This is a genomic window from Viridibacillus sp. FSL R5-0888 (assembly GCF_038009105.1).
GTDB lineage: Bacteria > Bacillota > Bacilli > Bacillales_A > Planococcaceae > Viridibacillus > Viridibacillus arenosi.
Map to the genome: position 1 here is coordinate 103,750 of NZ_JBBPAU010000001.1, position 17,262 is coordinate 121,011.

Annotated in this window: 8 protein-coding genes, 18 tRNA genes and 4 rRNA genes; all 30 read left to right on the top strand. The window is 42.1% G+C overall.

Annotation, left to right across the window (positions count from 1 at the left end; genetic code table 11):
- Positions 1-101 precede the first annotated feature (101 nt).
- The 30 genes from rrf (MKY02_RS00495) (at position 102) to glmS (ending at position 17,256) form a co-directional block, all read left to right on the top strand.
- Positions 102-217 (top strand): 5S ribosomal RNA (rrf, locus tag MKY02_RS00495).
- A gap of 9 nt (positions 218-226) precedes the next feature.
- Positions 227-302 (top strand) — tRNA-Val (locus MKY02_RS00500).
- Between the two features lie 17 nt (positions 303-319).
- A tRNA-Thr gene (locus tag MKY02_RS00505) sits at positions 320-395 on the top strand.
- 12 nt (positions 396-407) lie between these two features.
- A tRNA-Lys gene (locus tag MKY02_RS00510) sits at positions 408-483 on the top strand.
- Positions 484-503: 20 nt separating this feature from the next.
- Positions 504-588: transfer RNA gene (locus tag MKY02_RS00515), tRNA-Leu, on the top strand.
- A gap of 25 nt (positions 589-613) precedes the next feature.
- A tRNA-Gly gene (locus MKY02_RS00520) sits at positions 614-688 on the top strand.
- A 6-nt stretch (positions 689-694) separates the two neighbouring features.
- A tRNA-Leu gene (locus MKY02_RS00525) sits at positions 695-783 on the top strand.
- A gap of 32 nt (positions 784-815) precedes the next feature.
- A tRNA-Arg gene (locus MKY02_RS00530) sits at positions 816-892 on the top strand.
- 4 nt (positions 893-896) lie between these two features.
- Positions 897-973 (top strand) — tRNA-Pro (locus tag MKY02_RS00535).
- A 19-nt stretch (positions 974-992) separates the two neighbouring features.
- Positions 993-1,068, top strand: a tRNA-Ala gene (locus MKY02_RS00540).
- Between the two features lie 147 nt (positions 1,069-1,215).
- Positions 1,216-2,768, top strand: a 16S ribosomal RNA gene (locus tag MKY02_RS00545).
- A gap of 95 nt (positions 2,769-2,863) precedes the next feature.
- Positions 2,864-2,940: transfer RNA gene (locus tag MKY02_RS00550), tRNA-Ile, on the top strand.
- Between the two features lie 13 nt (positions 2,941-2,953).
- A tRNA-Ala gene (locus MKY02_RS00555) sits at positions 2,954-3,029 on the top strand.
- Positions 3,030-3,125: 96 nt separating this feature from the next.
- Positions 3,126-6,055: ribosomal RNA gene (locus MKY02_RS00560) — 23S ribosomal RNA — on the top strand.
- 63 nt (positions 6,056-6,118) lie between these two features.
- Positions 6,119-6,234: ribosomal RNA gene (gene rrf, locus MKY02_RS00565) — 5S ribosomal RNA — on the top strand.
- The 16S, 23S and 5S rRNA genes sit together here with 11 tRNA genes alongside, the layout of an rRNA operon.
- Before the next feature lie 836 nt (positions 6,235-7,070).
- A tRNA-Asn gene (locus tag MKY02_RS00570) sits at positions 7,071-7,145 on the top strand.
- A 13-nt stretch (positions 7,146-7,158) separates the two neighbouring features.
- A tRNA-Thr gene (locus MKY02_RS00575) sits at positions 7,159-7,231 on the top strand.
- A gap of 143 nt (positions 7,232-7,374) precedes the next feature.
- A tRNA-Glu gene (locus MKY02_RS00580) sits at positions 7,375-7,449 on the top strand.
- Between the two features lie 27 nt (positions 7,450-7,476).
- Positions 7,477-7,552 (top strand) — tRNA-Val (locus MKY02_RS00585).
- Between the two features lie 10 nt (positions 7,553-7,562).
- Positions 7,563-7,646, top strand: a tRNA-Tyr gene (locus MKY02_RS00590).
- Positions 7,647-7,678: 32 nt separating this feature from the next.
- A tRNA-Gln gene (locus MKY02_RS00595) sits at positions 7,679-7,753 on the top strand.
- A gap of 13 nt (positions 7,754-7,766) precedes the next feature.
- Positions 7,767-7,839, top strand: a tRNA-Lys gene (locus tag MKY02_RS00600).
- 301 nt (positions 7,840-8,140) lie between these two features.
- Entirely contained in the window at positions 8,141-9,046 is a 906-nt protein-coding gene (rocF, locus tag MKY02_RS00605; RefSeq protein WP_038186584.1) for an arginase, read from the top strand.
- 259 nt (positions 9,047-9,305) lie between these two features.
- The gene (gene sigW, locus MKY02_RS00610; RefSeq protein ID WP_038186582.1) at positions 9,306-9,869 is read left to right on the top strand and encodes an RNA polymerase sigma factor SigW; all 564 of its coding nucleotides are present in this window, start codon (positions 9,306-9,308) and stop codon (positions 9,867-9,869) included.
- Positions 9,870-9,882: 13 nt separating this feature from the next.
- Positions 9,883-10,503 carry an anti-sigma factor family protein gene (locus MKY02_RS00615; protein ID WP_038186576.1) on the top strand — a complete coding sequence of 207 codons (621 nt, stop codon included), beginning with the start codon at positions 9,883-9,885 and terminating at the stop codon, positions 10,501-10,503.
- 116 nt (positions 10,504-10,619) lie between these two features.
- Positions 10,620-11,462, top strand: a complete 843-nt coding sequence (gene cdaA, locus MKY02_RS00620; RefSeq protein WP_038186573.1) for a diadenylate cyclase CdaA — start codon at positions 10,620-10,622, stop codon at positions 11,460-11,462.
- Positions 11,459-12,760, top strand: a complete 1,302-nt coding sequence (locus tag MKY02_RS00625) for a CdaR family protein (protein WP_051448751.1) — start codon at positions 11,459-11,461, stop codon at positions 12,758-12,760. The genes cdaA and MKY02_RS00625 overlap by 4 nt, the downstream gene beginning before the upstream one ends.
- A gap of 47 nt (positions 12,761-12,807) precedes the next feature.
- Entirely contained in the window at positions 12,808-14,160 is a 1,353-nt protein-coding gene (gene glmM, locus MKY02_RS00630) for a phosphoglucosamine mutase (RefSeq protein ID WP_038186571.1), read from the top strand.
- 265 nt (positions 14,161-14,425) lie between these two features.
- A complete protein-coding gene (locus MKY02_RS00635) occupies positions 14,426-14,938 on the top strand; it encodes a type 1 glutamine amidotransferase domain-containing protein (RefSeq protein WP_340710456.1) in 513 nt (170 codons plus the stop codon).
- 515 nt (positions 14,939-15,453) lie between these two features.
- The gene (gene glmS / locus MKY02_RS00640; protein ID WP_038186566.1) at positions 15,454-17,256 is read left to right on the top strand and encodes a glutamine--fructose-6-phosphate transaminase (isomerizing); all 1,803 of its coding nucleotides are present in this window, start codon (positions 15,454-15,456) and stop codon (positions 17,254-17,256) included.
- Positions 17,257-17,262: the final 6 nt, after the last annotated feature.

Below are 17,262 nucleotides of genomic sequence, written 5' to 3' on the forward strand. Positions count from 1 at the left end.
TTATCCAGTTTTGAGAGAACAAGAAAAACTTATTAAAAAAGTTTAAAAAACACTTGCTTTTAGCTAAGTGAAGTGATATAATAATTCTTGTCTTAAAATAGTCTAGTGACGATAGCAAAGAGGTCACACCCGTTCCCATGCCGAACACGGAAGTTAAGCTCTTTAGCGCCGATGGTAGTTGGGGGTTTCCCCCTGTGAGAGTAGGACGTTGCTAGGCGAATAATATGGAGGATTAGCTCAGCTGGGAGAGCACCTGCCTTACAAGCAGGGGGTCGGCGGTTCGATCCCGTCATCCTCCACCATTTTTCAAATAAACATTGCCGGTGTAGCTCAGTTGGTAGAGCAACTGACTTGTAATCAGTAGGTCGAGGGTTCGACTCCTTTCGCCGGCACCATTCATTTTATTTGAGCCATTAGCTCAGTTGGTAGAGCATCTGACTTTTAATCAGAGGGTCGTAGGTTCGAATCCTACATGGCTCACCATTTTTTAAAAAACATTATATGCGGGTGTGGCGGAACTGGCAGACGCACTAGACTTAGGATCTAGCGCCGCAAGGCGTGGGGGTTCGACTCCCTTCACCCGCACCATAATTTTTAAGTTTATCAGCATATTGCGGAAGTAGTTCAGTGGTAGAACACCACCTTGCCAAGGTGGGGGTCGCGAGTTCGAACCTCGTCTTCCGCTCCAAAATATGCCGGGGTGGCGGAACTGGCAGACGCACAGGACTTAAAATCCTGCGGTAGGTGACTACCGTACCGGTTCGATTCCGGTCCTCGGCACCATTTCTTTTAATTTAATACAAGTGATAATATATGCGCCCGTAGCTCAATTGGATAGAGCGTCTGACTACGGATCAGAAGGTTGTGGATTCGACTTCTGCCGGGCGCGCCATTAACGGGAAGTAGCTCAGCTTGGTAGAGCACTTGGTTTGGGACCAAGGGGTCGCAGGTTCGAATCCTGTCTTCCCGACCATTATTACTTATACCCATACGGGGCCTTAGCTCAGCTGGGAGAGCGCCTGCCTTGCACGCAGGAGGTCAGCGGTTCGATCCCGCTAGGCTCCACCATATATATCTTATGAACCTTGAAAACTGAACATGCAAGACGTTAATCAATAAATGTTTTTGAACATCAACTCTGTTGGTGGATCAAAACAAAAATAGATATCATCTTCGGATGATACGCTAGCAAAGCTAATGAGCTTTCAAACTACTTTTATGGAGAGTTTGATCCTGGCTCAGGACGAACGCTGGCGGCGTGCCTAATACATGCAAGTCGAGCGAATGATGAAGAAGCTTGCTTCTTCTGATTTAGCGGCGGACGGGTGAGTAACACGTGGGCAACCTACCTAGTAGATTGGGATAACTCCGGGAAACCGGGGCTAATACCGAATAATCCATTTTGTCACATGGCAAAATGCTGAAAGGCGGTTTCGGCTGTCACTACTAGATGGGCCCGCGGTGCATTAGCTAGTTGGTGGGGTAATGGCCTACCAAGGCAACGATGCATAGCCGACCTGAGAGGGTGATCGGCCACATTGGGACTGAGACACGGCCCAAACTCCTACGGGAGGCAGCAGTAGGGAATCTTCCACAATGGACGAAAGTCTGATGGAGCAACGCCGCGTGAGTGATGAAGGTTTTCGGATCGTAAAACTCTGTTGTAAGGGAAGAACAAGTACGTTAGTAACTGAACGTACCTTGACGGTACCTTATTAGAAAGCCACGGCTAACTACGTGCCAGCAGCCGCGGTAATACGTAGGTGGCAAGCGTTGTCCGGATTTATTGGGCGTAAAGCGCGCGCAGGTGGTTTCTTAAGTCTGATGTGAAAGCCCACGGCTCAACCGTGGAGGGTCATTGGAAACTGGGAGACTTGAGTGCAGAAGAGGAAAGTGGAATTCCAAGTGTAGCGGTGAAATGCGTAGAGATTTGGAGGAACACCAGTGGCGAAGGCGACTTTCTGGTCTGTAACTGACACTGAGGCGCGAAAGCGTGGGGAGCAAACAGGATTAGATACCCTGGTAGTCCACGCCGTAAACGATGAGTGCTAAGTGTTAGGGGGTTTCCGCCCCTTAGTGCTGCAGCTAACGCATTAAGCACTCCGCCTGGGGAGTACGGCCGCAAGGTTGAAACTCAAAGGAATTGACGGGGGCCCGCACAAGCGGTGGAGCATGTGGTTTAATTCGAAGCAACGCGAAGAACCTTACCAGGTCTTGACATCCCAATGACCGCTCTAGAGATAGAGTTTTCCCTTCGGGGACATTGGTGACAGGTGGTGCATGGTTGTCGTCAGCTCGTGTCGTGAGATGTTGGGTTAAGTCCCGCAACGAGCGCAACCCTTGATCTTAGTTGCCATCATTTAGTTGGGCACTCTAAGGTGACTGCCGGTGACAAACCGGAGGAAGGTGGGGATGACGTCAAATCATCATGCCCCTTATGACCTGGGCTACACACGTGCTACAATGGACGATACAAAGAGTCGCTAACTCGCGAGGGTATGCTAATCTCATAAAATCGTTCTCAGTTCGGATTGTAGGCTGCAACTCGCCTACATGAAGCCGGAATCGCTAGTAATCGTGGATCAGCATGCCACGGTGAATACGTTCCCGGGCCTTGTACACACCGCCCGTCACACCACGAGAGTTTGTAACACCCGAAGTCGGTGAGGTAACCTTTATGGAGCCAGCCGCCGAAGGTGGGATAGATGATTGGGGTGAAGTCGTAACAAGGTAGCCGTATCGGAAGGTGCGGCTGGATCACCTCCTTTCTAAGGATAATTACGGAAACAGATCTTGGATCTGTCGATTAACGTCTTGCGTTCAGTTTTGAAGGTTTATAAAACCTTATATTTTTCCGAAAAAGGGGCCTATAGCTCAGCTGGTTAGAGCGCACGCCTGATAAGCGTGAGGTCGATGGTTCGAGTCCATTTAGGCCCACCATTTTTCTTTTTTTGGGGCCTTAGCTCAGCTGGGAGAGCGCCTGCCTTGCACGCAGGAGGTCAGCGGTTCGATCCCGCTAGGCTCCACCAATATTGTTCTTTGAAAACTGGATAAAACGACATTGAAGCAAATTAAGTAACACATTTTTTATTATTAAGTTTTTTAGGCTTAATAACTAACTTTTAGGTTAAGTTATTAAGGGCGCATGGCGGATGCCTTGGCACTAGGAGCCGAAGAAGGACGGCACTAACACCGATATGCTTCGGGGAGCTGTAAGTGAGCTTTGATCCGGAGATTTCCGAATGGGGGAACCCACTGTTCGTAATGGAGCAGTATCTTGACGTGAATACATAGCGTCTTGATGGCAGACCCAGGGAACTGAAACATCTAAGTACCTGGAGGAAGAGAAAGAAAAATCGATTCCCTGAGTAGCGGCGAGCGAAACGGGAATAGCCCAAACCAAGAGGCTTGCCTCTTGGGGTTGTAGGACACTCTATATGGAGTTACAAAGGAATGAGTTAAACGAAGCGGTCTGGAAAGGCCCGCCAGAGCAGGTAACAGCCCTGTAGTTGAAAGTTCATTCTCTCTTGAGTGTATCCTGAGTACGGCGGAACACGTGAAATTCCGTCGGAATCTGGGAGGACCATCTCCCAAGGCTAAATACTACCTAGTGACCGATAGTGAACCAGTACCGTGAGGGAAAGGTGAAAAGCACCCCGGAAGGGGAGTGAAATAGATCCTGAAACCATGTGCCTACAAGTAGTTAGAGCCCGTTAATGGGTGATAGCGTGCCTTTTGTAGAATGAACCGGCGAGTTACGATTACATGCGAGGTTAAGTTTTAGAAGACGGAGCCGCAGCGAAAGCGAGTCTGAATAGGGCGAATGAGTATGTGGTTGTAGACCCGAAACCAGGTGATCTACCCATGTCCAGGGTGAAGGTAAGGTAACACTTACTGGAGGCCCGAACCCACGTACGTTGAAAAGTGCGGGGATGAGGTGTGGGTAGCGGAGAAATTCCAATCGAACCTGGAGATAGCTGGTTCTCTCCGAAATAGCTTTAGGGCTAGCCTCGTGATAAAGAATCCTGGAGGTAGAGCACTGTTTGAACTAGGGGTCCATCCCGGATTACCGAATTCAGACAAACTCCGAATGCCAGTGATTTATGCACGGGAGTCAGACTGCGAGTGATAAGATCCGTAGTCAAGAGGGAAACAGCCCAGACCACCAGCTAAGGTCCCAAAGTAATTGTTAAGTGGAAAAGGATGTGACGTTGCTTAGACAACCAGGATGTTGGCTCAGAAGCAGCCATCATTTAAAGAGTGCGTAATAGCTCACTGGTCGAGTGACGCTGCGCCGAAAATGTATCGGGGCTAAACAATTCACCGAAGCTGTGGATGGACATCTTAGATGTCCGTGGTAGGAGAGCGTTCTAAGTGCTGTGAAGTCAGACCGGAAGGACTGGTGGAGCGCTTAGAAGTGAGAATGCCGGTATGAGTAGCGAAAGACGGGTGAGAATCCCGTCCACCGAATGACTAAGGTTTCCTGAGGAAGGCTCGTCCGCTCAGGGTTAGTCGGGACCTAAGCCGAGGCCGATAGGCGTAGGCGATGGACAACAGGTTGATATTCCTGTACCACCTATTTACCATTTGAGCAATGGGGGGACGCAGTAGGATAGGGTAAGCATGCTGTTGGTTATGCATGTTCAAGCAGTGAGGCGTGAAATGAGGCAAATCCCATTTCTATAACGTTGAGCTGTGATGACGAGGACGTATGTCCGGAGTTCCTGATTTCACACTGCCAAGAAAAGCCTCTAGCGAGGTAAAAGGTGCCCGTACCGCAAACCGACACAGGTAGTCGAGGAGAGAATCCTAAGGTGTGCGAGAGAACTCTCGTTAAGGAACTCGGCAAAATGACCCCGTAACTTCGGGAGAAGGGGTGCTCTAGTAGGGTGAAAGCCCGAGAGAGCCGCAGTGAATAGGCCCAGGCGACTGTTTAGCAAAAACACAGGTCTCTGCAAAACCGTAAGGTGACGTATAGGGGCTGACGCCTGCCCGGTGCTGGAAGGTTAAGAGGAGTGCTTAGCGCAAGCGAAGGTGCGAATTGAAGCCCCAGTAAACGGCGGCCGTAACTATAACGGTCCTAAGGTAGCGAAATTCCTTGTCGGGTAAGTTCCGACCCGCACGAAAGGCGTAACGATCTGGGCACTGTCTCAACGAGAGACTCGGTGAAATTATAGTACCTGTGAAGATGCAGGTTACCCGCGACAGGACGGAAAGACCCCGTGGAGCTTTACTGTAGCCTGATATTGAATTTTGATACATCTTGTACAGGATAGGTAGGAGCCAGAGATTCCGGAGCGCCAGCTTCGGAGGAGGCGTTGGTGGGATACTACCCTAGATGTATTGAACTTCTAACCCATGCCCCTTAGCGGGGTAGGAGACAGTGTCAGGCGGGCAGTTTGACTGGGGCGGTCGCCTCCTAAAGAGTAACGGAGGCGCCCAAAGGTTCCCTCAGAATGGTTGGAAATCATTCGTAGAGTGTAAAGGCATAAGGGAGCTTGACTGCGAGACCTACAAGTCGAGCAGGGTCGAAAGACGGGCTTAGTGATCCGGTGGTTCCGCATGGAAGGGCCATCGCTCAACGGATAAAAGCTACCCCGGGGATAACAGGCTTATCTCCCCCAAGAGTCCACATCGACGGGGAGGTTTGGCACCTCGATGTCGGCTCATCGCATCCTGGGGCTGTAGTCGGTCCCAAGGGTTGGGCTGTTCGCCCATTAAAGCGGTACGCGAGCTGGGTTCAGAACGTCGTGAGACAGTTCGGTCCCTATCCGTCGTGGGCGTAGGAAATTTGAGAGGAGCTGTCCTTAGTACGAGAGGACCGGGATGGACACACCGCTGGTGTACCAGTTGTTCTGCCAAGGGCATCGCTGGGTAGCTATGTGTGGACGGGATAAGTGCTGAAAGCATCTAAGCATGAAGCCCCCCTCAAGATGAGATTTCCCATTACGCAAGTAAGTAAGATCCCTCAAAGACGATGAGGTAGATAGGTTCGAGGTGGAAGTGTGGCGACATACGGAGCTGACGAATACTAATAGATCGAGGACTTAACCAAATTTTACTTAACAAACTTCAATGTAATTTATCCAGTTTTGAGAGAACAAGTTCTCTAATATAGTCTAGTGATGATGGCAAAGAGGTCACACCCGTTCCCATGCCGAACACGGAAGTTAAGCTCTTTAGCGCCGATGGTAGTTGGGGGTTTCCCCCTGTGAGAGTAGGACGTTGCTAGGCACATCAAAGCGCAGCTGATTTAATCAGTTGTGCTTTTTTATTTAGAAAATAGTTATAATAGGTAGGGTTGTGGAATTCTTGATTTCTCCATATTGCGTATGGAACTTTTTATCATCAGATAATTCGTTTTCAACTTATTTTCATATACAATCGATGTGCAGAGTTATTAGATAAGTATTGAATCACTGAATATCAGCTACAATTTACAAATCCGCCATTAGCTACTCTTGAGTTGTGTAAAACGGATATAGACAGGCATCCAATTATTGCATTTTATAATTGTGAAATGCTGAGTTTCTTTGTTTTACATAATAATTTGGATGTGTAGTCATACTCAGATAATTCCAATACAATTTTATTAGGCTCATGCTTAACAAATTATTTGTATTATAGAAAAGGTTATGCAACAAATATACTATCTCAGTTACCGATGTATATAAAGGAAAATATCCGCTTATTAATGGAATAGTTCTAGCAGCTAATGATGGTAATATAGTTGCGCAGGAATTATACAGAAAAGTGGAGTTTGTGTATAAAAGTATAAGAATCCAAATTGAAAATAGTCCACCAATTGTTATGAAAATATCATTTTAATAGCCTTTAGGAGCATAATCGATATATGTTGGTAATCTAATGTTAGATTACGCTTAAAACGCCTTAAAACGCTTAAATAGGGTTTTTATGATAGTTAGAATTGCTGTAAAAAATATAGGTATATTTAAATGCATAATAATTAAAACTTTTTTCCTTAAATAGCTTGAAATGTTTTAATATGCTGTTATAATAATATTTGTGTTCGATAAAAGTAACATCTAAAGAAGCGATAATATTATTGTTCCGAAGTAGCTCAGTGGTAGAGCAATCGGCTGTTAACCGATCGGTCGTAGGTTCGAGTCCTACCTTCGGAGCCATTTTTTTGTCTATGCTTCCATAGCTCAGCAGGTAGAGTGCTTCCATGGTAAGGAAGAGGTCACCGGTTCGAGCCCGGTTGGAAGCTTTCAATTATTTATCCAGAAGTAGAAAAATATCGAATTTTGTTTAGTAAGATGAATTTTTTAATATTTTTAAATAAAGTATTGCATTTTTATTTAAATAGTGTTAATATAATTCTTGTCCTGTTTTAAGCAGTACGGCATTAATGGCCCCTTGGTCAAGCGGTTAAGACACCGCCCTTTCACGGCGGTAACACGGGTTCGAATCCCGTAGGGGTCACCATTTTTAAAAATTATTTTACATATCCATGGAGGATTAGCTCAGCTGGGAGAGCACCTGCCTTACAAGCAGGGGGTCGGCGGTTCGATCCCGTCATCCTCCACCATATTTTTTTCGGAGGGGTAGCGAAGAGGCTAAACGCGGCGGACTGTAAATCCGCTCCTTCGGGTTCGGCGGTTCGAATCCGTCCCCCTCCACCATTTTTTTATATAAAATATTCATTATTCATTGTTGGGGTATAGCCAAGCGGTAAGGCAACGGATTTTGATTCCGTCATGCCCTGGTTCGAATCCAGGTACCCCAGCCATTTTTAATTTTATGAGCCATTAGCTCAGTTGGTAGAGCATCTGACTTTTAATCAGAGGGTCGTAGGTTCGAATCCTACATGGCTCACTTTCATATAAAATTTCAACCTCTTTCTACACTTTGTAGAGAGAGGTTTTTTTGTGGTTAGTAGTGTAAAAAAATAAGGGGTCCCCTATACTTTTCAAGGGGTATTTTTAATAGAGTGCGTAACTTTGTATAACTACTGATAAATTCAATTTGAACAATAGTGTAGTACTTACTTTTGTTGCAACTTTGTTCTCTATTTAAGTGTTTAATATTTTGTATAAATATTCAGAATTTTGTGGGGTTGAGCCAACATGATTCTAGCATTTACAATATAGGTAATACACAAAGGGGGAATAAAATAATGCATAAATTAAATGTTTCATTAATAGGTGTACCAATGGATCTTGGTCAAACACGTCGTGGGGTTGATATGGGACCAAGTGCGATCCGATATGCGGGCGCTGTAGAAAGATTAGAAGCAATGGGCTATGAAGTGATAGACGAGGGTGATATTGAGATTGGGATATCTGAGCGTGAGGTATCAGCTGATACAAACTTACGAAATTTATCAGCTGTAACTGAAGCCAGTACAAAGCTTGCAAATAAGGTACATGATGTCGTTTTACAAAATCATTTTCCGCTTGTGCTTGGTGGAGATCATAGTATTGCAATAGGCACACTTGCAGGTTTATCAGACCATTATGAGAATTTAGGAGTTATTTGGTATGATGCACATGCAGATTTGAATACAGGTGATACTTCACCATCTGGTAATATTCATGGTATGCCACTAGCTGTAAGTATTGGACTTGGTCATGAAAAGCTGGTAAACATTCGTGATTATGCTCCAAAAGTGAAACCTGAGAATATTGTAATTATAGGTGCTCGCTCGGTGGATCCAGGGGAACGTGAATTAATAAAAGAAAAAGGAATTAAAGTGTACACCATGCATGAAATTGATAGAGTGGGAATGACTAAAGTTATTCAAGATGCAATTATTTATTTGAGAGGGAAAAATGTAGATGGATTGCATTTGTCACTGGATCTAGATGGAATAGACCCGCTTTACACGCCAGGAGTTGGGACGCCTGTTCCAGGAGGTATTACATATCGTGAAAGCCATTTAGCGATGGAGATGTTATATGAATCAGAAATGATTACCTCAGCTGAATTTGTAGAAGTAAATCCAATCCTAGATGAAAAAAATAAAACAGCAGATGTAGCAGTTGCTTTAATGGGATCGTTATTCGGTGAAAAATTAATGTAATGTAAAAGGACGGGCATGCCCGTCCTTTTATAATTGCTGAAAAGTTTAGGTTTTTTTGAAATGGGAACTTATTGGCAAGTAATTAAGTCCTGAAAAGAAGAGTTTCTTATGAATTTGAATCATTTTTACTTACATATTTGTTATAATTATGGAAGAAAGATTTTTTAGAGCTTTAAAAAATTTTTTTCAAAAAAATGAAACTTACATTATGGGCGACTCGTATATAGAATAACAGCCGCATGGGCGGAGGGAAATCACAATGGACGCATTAATCAACAAGAGAATAAAACAAGTGCTGAAAGGCGATCAAAGTGCGTATTCTGATATTGTGAGCCTCTACCAGCAAAAGCTGTACCAAGTTTGTTATCGCATGCTTGGCAATCAACATGAAGCGGAAGATATAGCGCAGGAGGCATTTGTCCGTGCGTATATTAATCTTCATACTTTTGATTTGAATCGAAAATTTTCGACTTGGCTGTACCGTATAGCGACGAATTTATGTATAGACCGTATAAGGAAGAAGAAACCGGACTATTACTTAGATGCACAAGTTGCTGGAACGGACGGTCTAGATATGTATTCTCAAATTTCCTCATCAGATAGGCTGCCTGAGGAAGAAGTAGAAAGAATGGAGCTGCAGGAGCGAATTCAATATGAAATTAGCCAGTTGCCAGACAAATATCGAACAGTCATTGTCTTAAAGTATATAGAGGAATTGCCATTGCAGGAGATTAGCGAGATTTTAGATATGCCACTTGGGACAGTCAAAACTCGAATTCACAGAGGGCGTGAAGCTCTGAGAAAGCAATTAGGCAATCTGTAGGAGGGATTTCACTATGAATGCGTGTCCAAAACATATTGGTGAATACATGCATGAATATTTAGATGGTGATATTAGTCGTGAACATGAAATCGAGCTAAAAGCACATTTGCAAAGCTGTGATAACTGTCGACAACATATGCAGGAGCTAAATAGCACAATTGCCTTTGTCAAAAGTGCTGCCGTCGTTTCAGTACCTCTGGATTTCAAGCAAAACGTTATGGTTCGTCTACCTAAAGGAAGATCAGGAGCCGGTGTCCAAAGATGGCTACGTCGCCATCCTATATTTGTTGCAGCAGCAATGTTTTGTATCTTAATGAGTGCCTCGCTTCTTACAGGCTTTAATGATAATAAGGAATTTTCAGTGACCAAACAGCCAAACTTAGTTGTAGAGGGGCAAACAGTCATCGTACCTGAAGGGAAGACTGTGACAGGTGATATCGTAGTCAAGAATGGGGATATCCTTGTAAAAGGTTCGGTAGATGGTAATATCACAGTGATTAATGGTCAATATATGGCTTCAACAGCAAATGTCACAGGTCAAATAGATGAGATTAATCAAGCATTTGAATGGCTTTGGTATAAAATTAAAAATGGTGGAAAAGAAATACTTTCATTTTTAGGGAAAAACGAATAAAACAAATGAAAAAGTCTACTGTTTGAGGTAGACTTTTCTGTTTCATCTAAGCAAGTAAAGTAAGAGTTGTGCTATACTGAACACATATGCACTCGCTAGAAAAGTGGGGGATCCACATGTCTTTTATTAATGAAATTACACAATTTACCGACAATGTATGGATTAGAATGTTGATGAACATTCTGGACATTCTTTTAGTATGGTTTGTTATTTATAAAATTTTAACCTTAATAAGAGGAACAAAAGCTGTCCAATTATTAAAGGGAATATTCGTCATCATTATTATTCGTATTATTACTGTATATGCAGGCCTTAATACACTGGGATGGATGATGCAACAGGTTATCAATTTTGGTTTCCTCGCTATTATTATCATATTCCAACCAGAGTTACGTCGAGCACTAGAACAACTTGGTCGTGGTAAGCTATTTGCTCGTAGTAATTTACAAGAAGATGAAGAGCGTACACGCTTAGTAAGTGCGATGTCAAAATCCGTTAGTTACATGGCGAAGCGACGTATTGGAGCGCTTGTTTCTATCGAACGCGAAACAGGTTTGAATGATTATGTAGAAACAGGGATTCCGATGTTCTCTGAAATTTCGTCTGAATTACTAATTAATATCTTCATACCTAATACACCATTACATGATGGAGCAGTAATCGTTCAAAAGAACAAAATTGCAGCTGCAGCTTGTTATTTACCATTATCAGAAAGTCCATTTATCTCGAAAGAACTAGGTACACGTCATAGAGCCGCTATAGGTATTAGTGAAGTGACTGATGCCATAACAATTATTGTATCAGAAGAAACGGGAGCAATTAGTTTAACGGTTAATGGAGATTTACACCGTGACCTTTCAATTGAAGAATTTGAAGCGCGTTTACGTAAAGCGTGGTTTGGCCCCGAGCTAGAAGCAACAAATACCTCTAAGTGGAGCTGGAGGGGGAATAAAAAATGATGGATAAATTGATTGAAAGCCCCTGGTTTTTAAGAATTACAGCCCTAACATTAGCTATGCTCCTATTTTTTACGGTTCAGCCAAAAGAAAAAGATAGTTCTGATGGCTTTTCATCAGGGACACAAGCGGACGTGCTTCATAATGTACCCGTACAGGTTTACTATGATGATGAGAGTTTAATCGTTACAGGAGTTCCAAAAACCGTAGATGTTACGATCAAGGGTCCAATGGCCATCGTCTTACAAACGAAAGCAGTGAGTGATTATACTGTATTCGTAGATTTACGTAAGCAAACAATTGGGGAACATAAAGTAACGATTCAACATGAAAATTTTTCTGATAAATTATCAGTACAAATGGACCCATCAACAATTGATATTTCAATTGAAGAAAGGGTAACAAGAACATTTAAAATCGATCCGGAAATTAATGAAAGACTACTCGCAGAAGACTATTACGTGAAAAGTATGACAGCGAATCCTAATACGGTAACAGTTACTGGCGCTAAAAGTGCAGTAGATAGCATAAGCTATGTAAAAGCGACAGTTACTGGTGAGCAAGGACTGAAGAGTTCCTTTGAACAGGAAGCAAATGTAAAAATACTTGATCGTGAAATGAACAAATTAGATGTCCAAGTGAAGCCAGGGAAGATTAAAGTGAATGTTGACATTGGAGAGTATACTAAGGAAGTACCTGTCGTCTTAAATCAAAAAGGGACGCCAGGTAAAGATATCACGATAAAGTCATTGACGCCCATAACGAGCAAGATGACTTTATTCGGATCAAAAGCTGCTCTTGAAAATATGGAACAACTTAATGTTGATGTAGATGTATCTAAAATCAAAAAATCTGGTATCTTTAATATTGATATTGATAAGCCAGAGGGCATTTCACGGCTGTCTGAAGACAGCATAAAAGTCCAAGCTGTAGTTGAGAAAAACGAATCGAATACTGATGAAGAAGTAATTAAAGACGAAGAACAAGAGACTGACGAGAAAGAAACTTCATCAATTATAAGCTCGAAAGAATTTAAGAATGTAGCTGTTGACGTTCGAAACCTAGATGAGGACTATAGTAGCGACTTTATCACACCAAAGAATGGTTTAGTTACATTAACTGTTAAAGGTGATGAAAAGGATTTAGCAAATCTAGATATCGATGATTTCGATATATATATTGAAGCAGCAGATAAACACATTGGAAATCATAAGCTATCTATTCAAGTTGATGGACCAAGGGATCTTACCTGGTCACTTTCTAATAACATCGCTAATCTTCGAATAGAACGAATATCTTAAACGAATTTGATTGAAGGATCGTAGATAGTTTTGAAGGAGAGAACAAAATGGGTAAATATTTCGGTACAGACGGCGTCCGCGGAGTCGCCAATAGTGAGCTGACGCCTGAGTTAGCATTTAAACTCGGTCGCTTCGGTGGATACGTTTTAACGAAAGAAGCCACAGGACGTCCAAAAGTATTAATTGGTCGTGATACACGTATATCTGGACAAATGCTTGAAGGAGCACTTGTAGCCGGTTTGCTGTCAGTAGGAGCAGAGGTAATGCGCCTAGGCGTCATTAGCACACCAGGAGTGGCTTATTTAACACGTGTTATGAGTGGTCAAGCAGGAGTTATGATATCAGCATCTCATAACCCAGTCGCAGATAATGGTATTAAATTCTTCGGTCCCGATGGTTTTAAACTTACTGATGAACAAGAAGCAGAAATTGAAGCTTTATTAGACCAAGAACAAGATGATCTACCTCGCCCAACAGGTGGTGACTTAGGATCATTAAGTGACTATTTAGAAGGCGGTCAAAAGTACATTCAATACCTGAAACAGACAGTAGAAGAAGAGTTTACGGGTATCCATATTGCATTAGATTGCGCACATGGTGCAACATCTTCACTCGCAGCACACCTATTTGCAGACTTAGAAGCAGATTTATCAACGATGGGTGCTTCACCAAACGGCTTAAACATTAACGAGAGTGTAGGTTCTACACATCCTGAAGACCTAGCTAAAATGGTAGTTGAAAAAGGCGCAGATGTTGGACTTGCATTTGATGGTGATGGTGACAGATTAATCGCTGTCGATGAAAAGGGTAATATCGTTGACGGAGATCAAATCATGTATATTTGCGCTAAACACTTCCAAGAAAAAGGACGTTTAAACAAAGATACAGTTGTATCTACGGTTATGAGTAACATGGGTTTCTATAAAGGTCTAGAAGAACATGGTATGCAAAGTATTCAAACTGCAGTAGGTGACCGTTATGTTGTAGAAGCTATGCGCGAAGGCGATTACAACTTAGGCGGAGAGCAATCAGGGCATATTGTTTTCCTTGATTACAACACAACAGGTGATGGCTTACTAACAGGTTTACAACTTGTTAATGCGATGAAATTAACAGGTAAAACATTATCTGAGCTAGCAGCTGAGATGACGATTTTCCCTCAAAAGCTAATTAATATTCGTGTAACAGATAAATACGCTGTTACAAAAAATGCACAAGTAGCGGCAGTAATTACTGAGGTAGAGCAAGAGATGAATGGTAATGGTCGTATTCTTGTTAGACCATCAGGAACTGAACCATTAGTTCGTGTAATGGTCGAAGCATCGACAACTGAGAATTGTGAAGCTTATGCAGAACGAATTGCAGCCGTTGTAAAAGAGGAAATGGGATTAACTGAATAATAGAAGAAAAAGGGCAAGCATATTTCGAGATGCTTGCCCTTTTTGTATTTTAAATCATATTAATTTAACTAACTTCTTAATCTCATAACTCGAAGTTTATCAATGGAGTAATGTATAATGCTATTTTTCGTAGAAATAGTAGTACTAATCACCAGCCTACGTTGAAATTAAATGTTAATGTTTAATTTACTTCAAATGTGGAATAGTTTTAGTGTAGGGTTGATAATGTACCCTTATTCAACAAACAACTTAGGAGTGATTGGAAATGGCAAAAGTAGCAACAGTCATAACGAATATGTTTGAAGATGTGGAATTTACGGATCCTGCAAAAGCTATGAGAGACGCTGGACATGAAGTATTTACAATTGAAAATGAAGTAGGCAATCAAGTAGAAGGTAAGCATGGTGAAAAGGTGAAAATTGATTACGCCATTGATAATGTGGAAACAGAAGATTTTGATGCATTATTTATTCCAGGTGGATTTTCACCGGATTTACTAAGAGCTGATGATCGATTTGTCAATTTTACAAAAGCATTTATGGATGCAAGAAAGCCTGTATTTGCAATATGTCATGGTCCACAATTATTGATATCCGCGAAGACTTTAGATGGCCGTGGGGCAACTGGCTATAAATCTATTCGTGTAGATATGGAAAATGCGGGAGCGATTTATAAAGATGAGGAAGTATTCGTATGCCAAAATCAATTGGTAACAAGTCGTACACCCGATGACATACCAGCATTTAATAGAGAATTACTAAAATTATTAGATAAATAATAATGAACTAACCGTTAATGTATACACATTAACGGTTGATTTTATGAAAGTGGGGAACAAAAGGTGCAATTTGAACGTATAATATAGTGGGAAATATTATTTTTCCTTGTAAACCTTTTCAAAGCATGTTTCTGATTGACTATGAATAGTGATTTAAGTATGATGAAGGTGCTGCTGTATAGAGAGTTAATCTTTATACTAAAATAGTAGCTGCGCAGAAGGAGAAATCAAAAGTAGCGCATAAAACAAAGGAAAACAATTATAGCGCCAGCGCTGAAGAAATTGGACGACATAGATCTTCAGCAGACGAGGTGGAGGAGTATCGAAAGTTTCGGCGGATGCCTCCCGATCGCCATTGCCCGATCGAAATTTTGCTTATAAAACGTTTGAGTAATCGAACGGACAAAGAAGCAAAATGGCAAAGACACAGCAGCATAAGAATGTTTCCCCGACTTCTTAGGAAGACGAGGTATACTTTCTTGCGGCTAATTTTGCAAACTTCGGAGGAATTTAATATGTGTGGAATTGTTGGATATATCGGCTTTATGGATGCGAAAGAAATCCTTTTAAAAGGCCTTGAAAAATTAGAATACCGTGGATACGACTCTTCAGGAATTGCACTTCGTAATGAAGCAGGGATTACAGTCTTTAAAGAAAAAGGACGTATCGCTGATTTACGTGCAGTAGTAGAAGAAGACGTTCTAGCTAACACAGGAATTGGTCATACACGCTGGGCAACTCATGGCGTGCCAAACCAACTAAATGCGCATCCACATCAAAGTGCATCAGGTAGATTTACACTTGTGCATAATGGTGTTATTGAAAATTATCATTTATTGCAAGAAGAATTTTTACAAGGCGTGGACATGAAATCCGATACAGATACAGAGGTTATTGTGCAGTTAGTTGAAAAGTTTGTGATTGATGGAATGACTACAGAAGAAGCATTCCGTCATACATTAGCTTTACTACACGGTTCATATGCTATTGCTTTACTTGATGCAGCTGAAGAAGAAACAATCTTCGTCGCTAAAAATAAAAGTCCGTTACTAGTAGGTGTGGGTGAAGGTTTTAACGTCGTGGCATCTGATGCTATGGCAATGCTACAAGTAACAGATCAATTTGTAGAACTCCATGACAAAGAAATCGTAATCGTACGAAAAGAAGCGATGACGATTAAAAACCTAGATGGCACAGTAATAGAACGGTCTCCATATACAGCTGAGTTAGATATGAGTGACATTGAAAAAGGCACATATCCTCACTACATGTTGAAAGAAATCGATGAACAACCAAGTGTTGTTCGCAAAATCATTCAAGCTTATGAAAATGAACAAGGTGAACTGGCTATCGACCCTGCAATTGCAGAAGCATTGCACGAAGCAGATCGCTTATATATTATTGCAGCTGGCACAAGTTATCACGCTGGTTTAGTAGGTAAAGAATACTTCGAGAAAATCGCACGTATTCCAGTTGAAGTGCATATCTCAAGCGAATTTGGCTACAATATGCCACTACTATCTGAAAAACCTCTCTTTATTTTCATAACACAATCTGGTGAAACAGCAGATAGCCGCCAAGTATTAGTGAAAATTAAAGAGCTTGGTTACCCAACGTTAACAATTACAAACGTACCTGGTTCAACACTGTCACGCGAAGCAGATTACACAATGCTCTTACATGCAGGTCCAGAAATCGCTGTAGCCTCTACTAAAGCATATGTAGCCCAAGTAGCGGTATTAGCAATTGCAGCTTATGTAGAAGCAAAATCTCAAAGAATTGAAGTAAACTTCGACCTGAAAAAAGAGTTAGCTATCGTGGCGAATGCAATTCAGTCAATTGTCGATTCAAAAGAGGTCTTTGAAATAGCATCTAAAGACTATTTATCAACAACACGTAACGCATTCTTCATCGGTCGTAATATCGATTATTGTGTAAGTGTAGAAGGTGCACTGAAATTAAAAGAAATCTCTTACATCCAAGCTGAAGGTTTTGCTGGAGGAGAACTAAAACATGGCACAATAGCTCTTATTGAAGAAGGTACGCCAGTAATAGCACTTGTTACGCAAAAATCAGTTAGCCTGAACATCCGAGGGAATGTGAAAGAAGTCACAGCACGTGGTGCAAATCCATGTATCATCTCTATGGAAGGTATGGAACAAGATGGCGACGCTATTGTCCTGCCACAAGTACACCCATTACTAACACCACTTATGTCAGTAGTACCATTACAGCTTATAAGCTACTATGCAGCACTATACCGCGGTTGCGATGTAGATAAACCACGTAACTTGGCTAAATCAGTTACGGTTGAGTAGGAAATT